The organism is Streptomyces pyxinae (assembly GCF_024756275.1).
Taxonomy (GTDB): Bacteria; Actinomycetota; Actinomycetes; order Streptomycetales; family Streptomycetaceae; genus Streptomyces; species Streptomyces pyxinae.
The window spans coordinates 412,390-425,613 of the sequence record NZ_JANUGQ010000001.1 but is presented as its reverse complement, the minus strand read 5'-3'; the positions used below and the strand labels follow the sequence as shown (position 1 = coordinate 425,613).

Here is a 13,224-nt window from a genome sequence, read left to right as displayed (position 1 = left end):
ATGGATCTTGTGCCCGGGGGCCGGCCGGTTCATGGGTGCCGCCGGGCGGCGCCCCGGGGCCGGTGTCCTGGTGTTCCCGGCGTGCTTGGAGTGCCAGGAGTTCCTGGCAAGTCGAGCCTAGAAGGCCGCTCCGCCAGGCGCTATACGATCTGTGACGCCCACCACACCCGGTCGGCGTGATCGTCTCGTAACATTGCCGCATGTCTTCGACCGAGCTGCCCGCATCCGTCACCGCCGCGGTGGAACCGCGCGTGGGTGCCGTACGGGTCGCCCCGGGCGAGCGGCTGCGCACCGTGGAACTCCCCGGGCTGACGCTGTCGGTCCGCTTCCGGACCCCCTCCCGGCCGGTTCCCACGGGCCGGCCGCCCGCGCTGTACGTCCATGGGCTCGGCGGTTCCTCGCAGAACTGGTCGGCGCTGATGCCGCTGCTGGAGGACGTGGTGGACGGCGAGGCGGTGGACCTGCCCGGCTTCGGGGACTCCCCGCCGCCCGACGACGGCAACTACTCGGTGACCGCTCACGCCCGGGCCGTGATCCGGCTGCTGGAGGCGAGCGGCCGGGGGCCCGTTCATCTGTTCGGCAACTCCCTCGGGGGTGCCGTCACCACCCGGGTCGCGGCGGCCCGGCCCGATCTGATCCGGACGCTCACTTTGATCGCGCCCGCGCTTCCGGAGCTCCGGGCCCAGCGCAGTGCCTGGCCGACGGCCATGCTCGCGGTGCCCGGGGTGGCCGCGCTGCTCACCCGGATGACCAGGGGCTGGACCGCCGAACAGCGGGTGCGGAACGTCCTGGCGCTCTGCTACGGCGATCCCGGCCGGGTCTCGGAGGAGGGCCTGCGGGCCGCCGTGGCGGAGATGGAGCGGCGTCTCGCGCTGCCCTACTTCTGGGACGCGATGGTCCGCTCCACCCGTGGCATCGTGGACGCCTACACCCTGGGCGGTCAGCACGGACTGTGGCGGCAGGCCGAGCGGGTGCTCGCGCCCACGCTCCTCGTCTACGGCGGCCGCGACCGGGTGGTCTCGTACCGCATGGCGCGCAGGGCCGCCCTCGCCTTCCGGGACTCCCGGCTGCTGACGCTGCCGGACGCGGGCCATGTGGCGATGATGGAGTACCCGGAGACGGTCGCCGCGGCGGTACGGGAACTGCTCGAGGAGTACGGTGCCCGCCAGAGGCGCGGGGACGGCGTGCGGGGCGAGGGCGGCGGTAGCGGGCGCGGCCCCCTCGACGGCGCCGACAGCGGTTGCGACAACAGCCACAGAGACAACGGCCACAGTGGTGGCGAGACCGGCGGCCACCGCGCCGGCGACGACGACAACGGCGGGAGCTGATCCGGGGCGTGGGACGACACAGCCGCAGGGGCCCGGCGCCCCAGGGCTCCCCGGCCGCGGCCGGCCCGGCGGAGCCGGAGGCGTCCGGCTCCGAGGGAGCGGGCGAGCCGGCCGCCCCGGCGTACCAGGGCGTCCCGGCCGGGAGCCGGGCCCCGCAGGGCGCCGGACCGGCCGCCGGGCCCGGCACCGGCCGACGGCGCAGGGGCGGCCGGTCCGACGGCACCCCGCCGCACGGCACGCCCCGGGCCCCGGAGGAGGCGGCCCGGGAGGTGCGCGGCGGTCATCCCGAGCAGCGTGAGCCCGGCGGCGGCTGGGGCGCCCGTGGCGACGGCCGCCCCTCCGGAGCCCGGCCCGGCGGCCGTACCGGAGGCGGCGGCGGTGCCGTACCCGCGTCCGGCTCCGCCGGGGCCACCGGCCGGAAACCGGCAGACGGCTCCGGTCCGAAGCCCGTTCCGGCGGCCCGGGTGCCCGGGCCCCGGCGCGAGTACCTCGCGGCCTTCGGCGCCGCGTCCCCGGCCGACCGGGGAGCGTCGTCCGGGGCGGCCGGGGACGCTCCGGCGCGGCCGGCCACCACGGCCCCGGCGGCCGGGACCCCCGGGGCCGCGCAGGCCGCCGGCCGGTCCGCTTCCTCGCCGCCGCCGCCCGGCTCCGGCGCGAACGGCGTGGCGACGGACAAGGATCCGGCGCCCCGGGGGGCCGGCAAGGGCCGGACGATCACCGGCATAGCGGCCGCCGCCGTCACCACCGTCCTCGCCGTCGTCGTGGCCGGCCAGGTGACCGGCGCCGAACAGGACCGGGGGGCCGACCGGGCGGCGGGCGAGGCGTCCGGCCGGGAGGGCGCGGACGGCCCGGCCTCCCGCTCCGACGGACGGCCCGCCCCGCCCCTGCCTGCGCCGGCTCTGCCCGCCCCGACGTACCCCCAGCTGATGAGCCGGCAGTTCCCGCTCGACCCGAAGCTCAAGGGCTCCGGGGCCTTCACCGCCGTCCCTGGCTTCGACAAGGCGCCCGGCACCGGACGCAAGGTGCGCTACCGGGTGGACGTCGAGAAGGGGCTCGGCCTGGACGGCAAGCTCTTCGCCACCGCCGTGCAGCGGACCCTCAACGACAAGCGCAGCTGGGCGCACGGCGGTGCCATGACCTTCGAGCGGGTCGCCACCGGCGCCCCGGACTTCGTGATCACCCTGGCCAGCCCCGGCACCACCGGGGTCTGGTGCGCCAAGTCGGGCCTGGACACCACGGTCGACAACGTCTCCTGCGACTCGGCGGCCACCGACCGGGTGATGATCAACGCCTACCGCTGGGCCCAGGGCTCGGTCACCTTCGGCGCCAAGGCGATGCACCCCTACCGGCAGATGCTGATCAATCACGAGGTGGGGCACCGGCTGGGGCACGACCATGTCTCCTGCCGGACGCCGGGCGCGCTCGCCCCGGTGATGCAGCAGCAGACCAAGTCGCTGAAGCTCGACGGTATCGCCTGCCGCCCCAACCCCTGGGTCTATCCGAGCAGTTGACCGATCGACCGATCAGCCGGTCGATCGGCGGGTCGGCTGGGTCGGCCGACTGGTTGACCCGGGCGAGCAGTTCCACCCAGGGTAGTAGCGCCGCTCCATAGCGCCACCGAACGCGCCCGGTGGGCGAAAGTTACGTGCATTCACCCCTTCCGGTGGCGCGACGGACAACCGTCCGTCGCGCCACCCCCCGATCCGCTTACCTTCTTCCCGCTGCGAGTCGCCGTGCCAACGGCGGCCGTGCACAAGGGAGATCAGGGGTGTGTTCATGCGCGTCGGACTGCTCACGGGGGGCGGCCATCCGTTCGCGACGGGTGGTGCCACGGCCTGGTGCGACCGGCTCGTGCGCGGGCTCGCGCACCATGAGTTCGAGGTCTGCGCGCTCAGCCGGAACACCCGGCAGGAGAGCGCCGGGTTCGTCCCGCTGCCGCCCCGGGTCCGCCGGGTGCGCACCGCGGCGCTCCGGGCGCCGGACCGCCCCGGGCGGGTGTGCGAGCCGGCCGGCGGACGCCCACGCGGGCGGCGCCCCCGCCCGGGGCGGCGACCCGGGCGGCGCGGCCGGGCGCGCTTTGCGGCTCTGTGGGAAGGACTGGTCGGCGCCGTCCGCGGCTCGGACGAGAGCGGCTTCGCCGCAGCGCCGTACGGCCTGGCGGAGCCGGCCGGGGAGTACGGCGGACTGGGCGGCGCGCTCCGCTCCGGGACGGCGCTCCGGGTGCTGGAGGCGGGCTGCCGGGCGCCCCGCGCGCGCCGGAGCGGCCTCGGGGCGACCGTGGCGGACCTGCTGGACGCGGCCGACGGACCGGCCCGCGCGCTGACCCCCCTCGGACTGGACTGGTACGGCGAGGACGGGCTCGCGGGCGTCGATCTCCGCCACGCCGACTCCGCGGGCCCCGCCACGCTGCCGGGGCCGCTGGCCAAACGCTTCTGCGGGATCCCCCTGCTGGTCAGCGAGTACGGCCCCGAGCTGCGGGCGTGCTTTCCGGCGGCCGGCGCGGGCGGGGTCGCGGCGGGCGGGACCGGCGGGGAGCACGGCACCTCGTCGGCCCCGGTTCCGGAGGTGGTGGGCGGCGCCGGTCCGGTGGTCCCGCCGCGCTCGGCCTGCTGCTCCACGCCATGGCCGTCCCGGCCGGGGCCCCGTCCCGGCCGGGCCCCTGAGACCTTCGCGCCCACCCGCGGAGCCGACGCCGCGGGAGGGCCAACCGTCCCGTCCTGTGCGACCACACATCAAGGAGAGAACGCAGATGACCCACCCCACCCGGACAATGGCCGGTCGGCATCAAGGGGCCGCGCGATGAGGGTGTTGCTGATCGGCGCCAACGGTTTCCTCGGCCGCTATGTCGCGGACCGGCTGCTCGCGGACCCCGCGGTGCACCTCACCGCCCTCGGGCGCGGCGACGACGCGGACGTACGCTTCGACCTCGCCGGGGGCAGCCCCGGCGCCCTCACCCGCTTCCTGGACGCGGTCCACCCCGGCGTGGTGATCAACTGCGCCGGTGCCACCCGGGGCGGCGCCCGGGAGCTGACCAGACACAACACGGTCGCCGTCGCCACGGTCTGCGAGGCGCTCCGCCGCAGCGGCTGCGGCGCCCGGCTGGTCCAGCTGGGCTGCTCCTCGGAGTACGGCCCCTCGCAGCCCGGCTCCTCCACCGCCGAGGACGCGGTGCCCCGCCCCGGCGGGCCGTACGGCGTCTCCAAACTGGCCGCCACCGAGCTGGTCCTCGGCTCCGGGCTCGACGCCGTGGTGCTCCGGATCTTCTCGCCGGTCGGCCCCGGCACCCCGGCCGGCTCCCCGCTCGGCCGGCTCGCCGAGGCGATGCGCCGGGCCATGCAGGCGGGCGACGGTGAACTCAGGCTGGCCGGGCTCGGCGTCCAGCGCGACTTCGTGGACGTCCGGGACGTGGCGCGGGCGGTCCACGCCGCCTCGCTCTCGGCCGCCCAGGGCGTGGTCAACATCGGCACCGGCCGGGCCGTCCGGCTCCGGGACGCGGCCGGGGTGCTGGCCCGGGTGGCCGGTTACGCGGGCGCCCTGCACGAGCTGGACGCCTCGGCGCACCGCCCGGTGATCGGCGCCCAGCGCACCGAGAGCCCGTCGGACCAGCTGCCCCCGTCCCACGCCCCGTTCCCGTACCCGGACGGCTGCGGCAGCTGGCAGCAGGCCGATGTGCGCACCGCCCGGGACCGGCTCGGCTGGCGCCCCCGGATCGGCCTGGAGGAGTCACTGGCCGACATCTGGATGGAGGCGGCGTGTCGCATCTGACCCGCACCGGGACGGAGCTCTCGGCCACCGGGGCGGACCGGCTCGGCTTCGGGGTGCCGGGGTACGCCCATCCGCTGGTCGCCCCGGTCGAGTGGGCCGAGCTGACCCGGCCGGGCACCCCGCTCCACTGGGTGGTGCTCAATGTGGCGGACGGGCCCGGCGCCCGGCCCGACCCGCACTGCCTGGAGGCGGCCGGCCGGCTGCGCAACGCGGGCGTCCGGGTCCTCGGCCATCTGGACCTGCGCCACGGCACGCGGCCGGGCGCCGAGCTGCTGGCCGACGCCGCCCGGTTCGCGGAGTGGTACCGGGTGGCCGGCTACTACCTGGACCGCTGTCCCACGGACCGGACGGGCCTGCCGGCCGTGCGCCGGACGGCGACCGCGCTGGTGGAACCCGGCGGGACCGACGGCTGCCACCTGGTGCTGGGGCACGGCAGCCACCCCTGGCCCGGCTATGCCGAGCTCCCCGGACAGCTGGTCACCTTCTCCGGCCCCTGGGCGGACTACCGCTGGTCGCAGGCGGCGCCGTGGACGGCGGACCACCCGCCCGAGCGGTTCGCCCATCTGGTGCACGGGGTGCCGCGCGGTCACCTGGAGGAGGCGATGCGGATCGCCCGCTGGCAGGGCGCCGGGACGATCTTCTTCACCGACCGCACGGCCCACCGGACCCCGCCCCCGGCCGACGGGATCGCCGGGCCCGGCGGAACCGGCCGGGCGGGCAGGAGCGCCGGGATCGCTGAGATTACCGGAATCACCGGAATTGCCGGGATCATCAGAGCCACTGGAAACAGCTCGGGGGGCCGCCCCGGCGGTGGCACGGTGAGCAGCGCGGAAAGCTGTCCGGAGAACTGGCCGGAGAGCACCTCGCACAACAGCCCGTTCGAGGCCCTGCCCGGCTACTGGGACGAAATCGTCTCGCGGATCGGACCCGGCATCTCGGAATGAGAAGGGGCATGGCAGTGTTACGGAAAGAACACCCGTACGGAGCGACCCCCGTACCGACATACCGGCTACCCGATATGAGGTTCCCGTGTCACTGCCACCCCTGGTCGAGCCGGCTTCCGAGCTCACCGTCGACGAGGTCCGCAGGTACTCCCGTCATCTGATCATCCCGGACGTCGGGATGGACGGGCAGAAGCGCCTGAAAAACGCCAAGGTGCTCTGTGTGGGCGCCGGCGGTCTCGGCTCGCCCGCGCTGATGTACCTGGCGGCGGCGGGGGTCGGCACGCTCGGCATCGTGGAGTTCGACGAGGTGGACGAGTCGAACCTCCAGCGGCAGATCATCCACAGCCAGTCGGACATCGGCCGGAGCAAGGCGGAGTCCGCCCGTGACTCGGTCCTCGGGATCAACCCGTATGTGAACGTGGTCCTGCACGAGGAGCGGCTCGAGGCCGACAATGTGAAGGACATCTTCGCGCAGTACGACCTGATCGTGGACGGCACGGACAACTTCGCCACCCGCTACCTGGTCAACGACGCCTGTGTGCTGCTGAACAAGCCGTACGTCTGGGGCTCGATCTACCGCTTCGACGGCCAGGCGTCGGTCTTCTGGTCCGAGCACGGCCCCTGCTACCGCTGCCTCTACCCGGAGCCCCCGCCGCCGGGCATGGTCCCCTCCTGCGCCGAGGGCGGGGTGCTGGGCGTGCTCTGCGCGTCCATCGGCTCCATCCAGGTCACCGAGGCCATCAAGGTGCTGACCGGCACGGGCGAGCCGCTCGTCGGCCGGCTGATGATCTACGACGCCCTGGAGATGCAGTACCGCCAGGTCAAGGTCCGCAAGGACCCGGAGTGCGCGGTCTGCGGCGAGAACCCCACCGTCACCGAGCTCATCGACTACGAGGCGTTCTGCGGGGTCGTCTCCGAGGAGGCCCAGGAGGCGGCGGCCGGTTCCACGATCACTCCCAAGCAGCTCAAGGAGTGGCTGGACGACGGCGAGAACATCGACGTCATCGACGTCCGGGAGCCGAACGAGTACGAGATCGTCTCCATCCCGGGCGCCCGGCTGATCCCGAAGAACGAGTTCCTGATGGGCACCGCCCTCCAGGACCTGCCACAGGACAAGAAGATCGTCCTGCACTGCAAGACCGGTGTCCGCAGCGCCGAGGTGCTGGCCGTCCTGAAGTCCGCCGGCTTCTCGGACGCGGTGCACGTCGGCGGCGGCGTCATCGGCTGGGTCAACCAGATCGAGCCGGAGAAGCCCGTCTACTGACGGCCCCTCCGCCCCGCCGGCGGCCGTACGCGAAGGGGGCCGGGTCCTGGCACGGGACCCGGCCCCCCGGCGTGCCCCCCCCGTGGCCGGATCGGCGGCGCGGTCTCTCCTCCGGTCCTACTCCGGGCAGACCTTGCCGGCCGGCGGGACCTTGCCGTCGAGCAGATAGCCGTCCACCGCGCCCTTCACGCACGCGTCGCCGCCGGTGTACGCGCCATGGCCCTCACCCTTGTACGTGAGCTCCACGCCGACACCCTTGCCGAGCGCGGTGGCCATGGCCCTGGCGCCCGCGTACGGGGTGGCCGGGTCGCCGGTGTTGCCGATGACCACGATGGGTGCCGCGCCCGGAGCGCTGACGTCCGGGTGGTCCCAGGTGCCCGGGACGGGCCAGTTGGTGCAGCCGAGCATGCCCCAGCCGAGGAAGTCCCCGAAGATAGGCGACGCCTTGCGGAACTCGGGCAGCTTCGCCCTGGTCTGCTCCGGGGTGAACCGGGACTTGTCGTCCACGCAGTTGATGGCGGAGTTGGCGGCCCCCATGTTGTTGTAGGTACCGTCCTGCTCCCGGCCGTTCATCGAGTCGGAGAGGGCGAGCAGCAGCCCCCCGTTGCCGCCGTCCGCCTCGTCGAGACCCTGCTCCAGGTACTTCCAGTACTCCTTGGAGTAGAGCGCCTGGGCGATGCCGTTGGTGGCCTGGGTCTGGGTGAGCTTCCGGTTCCCGATGCCCTGGATGGGCTTCTTGTCGAGCCGGGCCAGCAGTCCGGCGATGAACTTCTCGATCTCCTGCGGGGTGGCGCCGGGCAGCTTGCAGGCGTCGCCCCGGCGCACACAGTCCTTGGCGAAGTTGTCCAGGGCCAGCTGGAACCCCTGGGCCTGGCCCAGCGCGCCCCGCTCGGCGGTGGAGTTCGGGTCCACCACCGCGTCGAAGACGGCCCGGCCGACGCGCTTCGGGAAGAGGTGGGCGTAGACGCCGCCCAGCTCGGTGCCGTACGAGATCCCGAAGTAGTACAGCTTGTCGTCGCCCAGCACCTGTCGCATCAGGTCCATGTCCCGGGCGGCGTTGGTGGTGCCGACCCAGGGCAGTTCCTTGCCGGAGTTCCGCTCGCAGGCGTCGGCGTATTTCTTCAGGCCGTCGGTGTACGCCTTCTCCTCGGCGGCCGTGTCCGGGGTGGCGTCCCGCGCGTAGTAGGCGTCCAGCTGCCGGTTGTCCTCGCACTCCACGGCGGCGCTCCGGCCGACCCCGCGCGGGTCGAAGCTGACCAGGTCGTAGCGGGCGCGGAGGGACTCGTACTCGGCGCCGAAGGAGGGCAGGGCGGTGATGCCGGAGCCGCCGGGTCCGCCGAAGTTGAAGATCAGCGAACCGATCCGCTTCCCGGGGTCGGCCGCCTTCGCCCGGATCAGCGCCAGCTCGATGGTCTCGCCGTCCGGCTTCCCGTAGTCGAGCGGGGCGTCCATGAAGGAGCACTCCCACTTGGTGCCGCCCGGCAGCGGGGACGGCGCCGTGCCCTCGCCCTCGGCCGGGGACGGCGGCGGGCACGGCTTCCAGGCGAGGGTCTGGGCGGCCAGGTCCGTGGGCCGGTCCGAGCCCTGTCCGGAGGCGTCGCCGCCGGAGCAGCCCCCGGTGACCAGGACTGCGGCGGTGGCGGTGGCGAGGGCGGCGGTCCGCCGGGGCGCGCGGAAGGTCGGCATGGTCCTATCGTGCGCCCCACCCGCGCGCCCCGCCCGCGCCCGCCTCCAAGCGGGTGGCCGCGCGGGCCGCGGGGCGGCCGTACCGCACGACCCGGGACGTCCCGGGGAGGCCCCGTACCTCGCGACCTCGGAGGTGTGCCTGCCGCACGGCACCCGGGCCCGTACCCGCGCGACCTCGGAGGTGTGCCTGCCGCGCGGCACCCGGGCCCGTCCCCGGTCCCCGGGAGGGGCGTATCCCCAACGTCCCGGGAGGGGCGTACCGCTCGTCCGGCGGCGGGCCGGACGCTCACCCGGGCGCGGGTCGGCGGAAGCCCTCGCGGGCCGGCGGAATCCCTTGTGGGTCGGCGGAAGCCCTCGCGGGTCAGAGGAAGCCCTTGCGGGTCAGGGAGTTGAACGACAGCCACCCCGGCAGCACCGGCAGCCAGAGCGTCAGCAGCCGGTAGAGGAGCACGGCGGGTGCCGCCACCTCCTTGGGCACCCCGGCCAGCACCAGACCGCCCAGCAGCGCGCCCTCGACGGCGCCGACACCGCCCGGCGTCGGCGCGGCCGAACCGATCGCGTTGCCGGCCAGGAAGACCACGGCGAGGCTGGCGTAGCTCAGCGGCTGCTCACCGCCGTTGAAGGCGCGGATCGAGCCGTCCAGGCACATCACGAACGCGCCGGTGAGCAGCAGCATGCCGCCGATGCCGGTGGTCAGCTTCACCGGGCGCTGGAGCACGTCCAGCATCCGGGGCACCACGCCCGCGAAGAGCGAGCGCAGCCGGGTGACGACGAACTTCCGCAGCACCGGCACCGCCGTGATCACCAGCAGCAGCACGGCGACCGTCAGCAGACCGGCGATCACCGTCCGGGACGGGGTGAAGTCCTGGGTCTTCTCGGTGCCGGTCAGATAGCCGAAGGAGAGCAGCAGCAGGATGTGGGCGCCGAGCCCGAACAGCTGCGAGGCGCCGACACTCGCCACGGCCAGCCCCGGCCGGACGCCCGAGCGCTGGAGGAACCGGGTGTTCAGGGCCACTCCGCCGACCGCCGCCGGGGCGACGATCTTGACGAATGACCCCGCCACCTGCGCGAACACGGTACGGAGGAAGGAAATGCGCTCCGGTACGAAGCCCAGCAGGCTCATCGCCGCCGCCACATAGCTGAGCCCGGAGAAGAGCACGGCCGCCGCCACCCACGCCCAGTCCGGGTCGCTGATGATGGCGAGCGGGACGCTGGCGATCTGCGACAGCAGGAAGTACGCGGCGATGGCGCCGGCGATCAGGCTGACCAGGGTGCGCGGCCTGATCCGCTCCAGCCGGACCGGCTCGACCGGCGCCTGCGGCCGGATCAGCAGCACCTGCTGCCGGATCTGGGCGAGCAGGTCCTCCTCGCGGGCTTCGTCGAGCGCCTCGTCCAGCGCCCGCTTCTCGGCCTGCTTCTCCGCCCGTACGGCCTTCCGCTCGGCCTTCTCGTCCAGGGCGGCCCCCTCGGCGTCGGCCAGCCGGGCCCGCTTGGCCGCCTCGGACGCGGTGAGCACCGCCTCCCGCTCCCGCTGGGCCCGCTCCCGGGCGAGCCGGCGCAGGGTGGCGCGGGTGGAGCGGCTGAGCGCGATGGGCTGGAGCAGCGGCAGACAGTCCGCGACCCGGTCCGGGCCGATGACCTCGATGGCGGCGGCCACCGCCCGCTCGGCGCCGACCCGCAGGCCCAGGGTGGTCAGCAGCTGGGCCACGTCCATCCGGAGCACCAGATCACCGGCGGCGATCTCGCCGCCCCGCAGATCCGTGATGATCACATTGCCGGAACGATCCACCAGCAGGGCGTCCCCGGTCAGCCTGCGGTGCGCGATGCGCCGCGACTGGAGCGCCTTCACCTGCTCCCAGCAGCCGCACACCACCGCGTCGGTGAGCTCCTCGTCCGTCAGCGAGTCCAGGGTGCGGGCGCCCAGGTGCTCGTAGACGAGCATCACGGCGTCCGGGCCCAGCTCGGAGGTGGCGATCAGCTTCGGCGCCCTGGCCCCGGCGGCGATCGCCGCGTACGCCAGCAGCGCCTCCTGCTCCAGCGCCTGGCGCAGCGACTGGATCGAGCGCCGGGTGGTGATGCCCCGCAGGGTGAGCCGGCGCCAGACCCGGTAGTAGAAGCCGTGCGCCTGCTGCTCGCGGTCGACCACGGTGACGTCCAGCGGCGGCCCGTCCTCCAGCGTCACCAGATAGCGGCGGCCCCGGTCGCCCTGCTCGGCGATGTCCGCGACGTCCTCCGCCCGCAGCGCGCTGACCGGCCGGAAGCCCACATGGCGCAGCCCGGCCAGCAGGGTCTGGCCGGTCGGCCGGACATTGGGCGAGCCGACCGTGTAGAGCGTCCCGTAGGCGACCGTCCAGCCGATGAGGATGGTCAGGATGATCGACAGGGCGGTGGTGTAGCCCGCCACCAGCATGGTGAACGCGTCCAGCAGCAGCACCGCCCAGAGCGCCACCCGCCAGCGGGGCCGCCGGGCCATCCCGACGGCGGTCATATAGGCGATGACCGGTGCCAGATAGGTGTGGACGGGATCGCTGAGATCGCCGCCGGACTGCACCCGGGTCAGCGCGTCCTGGATGGTCTCGGGGGCGGCACGGGCCACCCAGAGGTCGGTCGCCAGGGTGACCCCGTGCGCCAGGACGGCGGCGAGCACCCCGTCCGCGATGCGCAGTCCGTCCCGTTTGATCAGACGTTCGATGGCGAAGGCGACCGGCACCAGCAGCACGGCGATGCTGGAGACCAGCCCGGCGAGCTTGACGAAGACGTCGGGCGCCTGGCCGGTGCCCTTGTTGATGTCCGCCTCCAGGCCGGAGGTGGTGGCATGGGCGAACGCGGCCACGGCGACGACCACCGCGATGGCGAGCACGCCGACGAGCAGCCGGAGCAGGTCCGAGGGGCGGTGGACCCGCGCGGCGAGCAGCGGCTCGTCACCGGAGACGCCGTCGATGTGTCCCTCCGGGTGCCGCTCGGTGCCGTCGGTGTCGTCGGCATTGCCGGAGCTGTCGGTGTTGCCTGAGCTGCCGGCGTTGTTGGAGTCGTCGGTGTGCAGATTCACGCATACCGAACCCTTCTCGTCGGGACCGACCTCCACCACAGGATCGACCCCCGGCCCGGGAGGCCGCATGTCCTGCCCCTTCGTCGTCGCCGTCTCTTGTTGATCTCGTATCACCAGTCACCGCCCGGAAGATGGTGGCATGCCCGGGAGGCGCCGTGGGCGGGCAGGGTGGCCCGGCCCTCTCGCGGTCCCGGTGCGCCGGGCGCGCGCCCCGGGCGGGCCGGGGCTGGTCGGGACCGGCCGTCACCCGCCGGAGCCGGTCGGCGTTCGCCGGGGCGCCGGTCGGTGCCTGTCCGCGCCGTCGGTGCTTGTCGGTGGGCTGCGGCATGATGGCCGGGATGAGCACGGAGGAGCTTCCCGCCTACGCGGAACGAGTGCTGGACGTGGCCGATCTCATCCCGCCGGGCCGGGTGATGACGTACGGGGACGTGGCCGAGTGGCTCGGCGAGGGCGGCCCCCGCCAGGTGGGGCGGGTCATGTCGCTCTACGGCTCCGCCGTGCCCTGGTGGCGGGTGGTGCGCGCGGACGGCCGGCTGCTGCCCGGCCATGAGCTGCGGGCCCTGGACCACTACCGCACCGAGGGCACCCCGCTGCGGGACGCGGGCCGCGCGGCCGAGGGCCATCTGCCCCGGCTGGACCTCCGCCGCGCCCGCTGGGACGGCACCGGGGCGGAGGACCCCGCCGCCCCGAGTGGCGGGACTCACAGCTGACCGGCCAGCCGCCCGGCCGGCCGGCCGGAGCGGCGCCGGCCCCACCGGACGGCCGCCCGGGCCGGACCGGGCCGACGGGCGGAACCGGGGGCGGGACTTCCGGGGCAGGGTCCCGGCGGAAGCCCGGGTGCCGGTCCCGGGTCCGGTCCCGGAGCGCGTAGCGTGTACGGGTCGCCCGGCGGGGGCGGCCGGTTCGCCGGGAGCGCCCGGGGGCACCGGGCCGCCGTGTCCCGCGGGCCGGGCCGGGGCCGTGCGCCCCGTCCGCCGTGCCGTCCCGTCCACCCGTTCCGCTCCCTCGTCAGTCTGTCGCCGGTCACCGCTCGCCGGTCGTCGCTTGCCGTCCGTCGGTCCCCGGTCGTCGTCCGCCGGTCGCCGTTGTCCGGTCGCCGTTGTCCGGCCGTTGTCCGATGGCGTCGGCTGGTCGCTTGGCCGTCGGCCGGTCGCTGTCCAGTGGCCGTCGGCCGGTCGCCGGTCGTCC

Annotated in this window: 8 protein-coding genes and 1 pseudogene; 7 read left to right on the top strand and 2 right to left on the bottom strand. The window is 74.6% G+C overall.

Annotated elements, in window-relative coordinates:
- The first annotated feature begins 200 nt into the window (after positions 1-200).
- The 6 genes and pseudogenes from NX801_RS01760 (at position 201) to moeZ (ending at position 7,301) form a co-directional block, all read left to right on the top strand.
- Positions 201-1,328 carry an alpha/beta fold hydrolase gene (locus NX801_RS01760; RefSeq protein WP_258784920.1) on the top strand — a complete coding sequence of 376 codons (1,128 nt, stop codon included), beginning with the start codon at positions 201-203 and terminating at the stop codon, positions 1,326-1,328.
- An 8-nt stretch (positions 1,329-1,336) separates the two neighbouring features.
- Positions 1,337-2,839: a DUF3152 domain-containing protein gene (locus NX801_RS01755; protein WP_258784919.1), complete on the top strand. Its 1,503-nt coding sequence runs from the start codon at positions 1,337-1,339 to the stop codon at positions 2,837-2,839.
- A gap of 265 nt (positions 2,840-3,104) precedes the next feature.
- Positions 3,105-3,782 (top strand): annotated as a pseudogene (locus NX801_RS30945) (DUF3492 domain-containing protein); the annotation flags it as partial.
- 345 nt (positions 3,783-4,127) lie between these two features.
- The gene (locus NX801_RS01745; protein WP_258785219.1) at positions 4,128-5,093 is read left to right on the top strand and encodes an NAD-dependent epimerase/dehydratase family protein; all 966 of its coding nucleotides are present in this window, start codon (positions 4,128-4,130) and stop codon (positions 5,091-5,093) included.
- On the top strand, positions 5,081-6,037 hold the full coding sequence (locus NX801_RS01740) for a spherulation-specific family 4 protein (RefSeq protein WP_428986033.1): 957 nt from the start codon (positions 5,081-5,083) through the stop codon (positions 6,035-6,037). Before NX801_RS01745 ends, NX801_RS01740 begins: the two co-directional genes overlap by 13 nt.
- Before the next feature lie 85 nt (positions 6,038-6,122).
- A complete protein-coding gene (gene moeZ / locus NX801_RS01735; protein ID WP_258784918.1) occupies positions 6,123-7,301 on the top strand; it encodes an adenylyltransferase/sulfurtransferase MoeZ in 1,179 nt (392 codons plus the stop codon).
- Between the two features lie 117 nt (positions 7,302-7,418).
- Here moeZ and NX801_RS01730 read toward each other — a convergent pair whose 3' ends face one another.
- Both NX801_RS01730 and NX801_RS01725 read right to left on the bottom strand, forming a co-directional pair.
- Positions 7,419-8,987: an alpha/beta hydrolase gene (locus tag NX801_RS01730; RefSeq protein WP_258784917.1), complete on the bottom strand. Its 1,569-nt coding sequence runs from the start codon at positions 8,985-8,987 to the stop codon at positions 7,419-7,421.
- Between the two features lie 361 nt (positions 8,988-9,348).
- The gene (locus NX801_RS01725) at positions 9,349-12,105 is read right to left on the bottom strand and encodes a lysylphosphatidylglycerol synthase transmembrane domain-containing protein (protein WP_428986032.1); all 2,757 of its coding nucleotides are present in this window, start codon (positions 12,103-12,105) and stop codon (positions 9,349-9,351) included.
- Between the two features lie 269 nt (positions 12,106-12,374).
- Between NX801_RS01725 and NX801_RS01720 the strand changes: the two genes are divergently transcribed.
- Entirely contained in the window at positions 12,375-12,746 is a 372-nt protein-coding gene (locus NX801_RS01720) for an MGMT family protein (protein WP_428986031.1), read from the top strand.
- Positions 12,747-13,224: the final 478 nt, after the last annotated feature.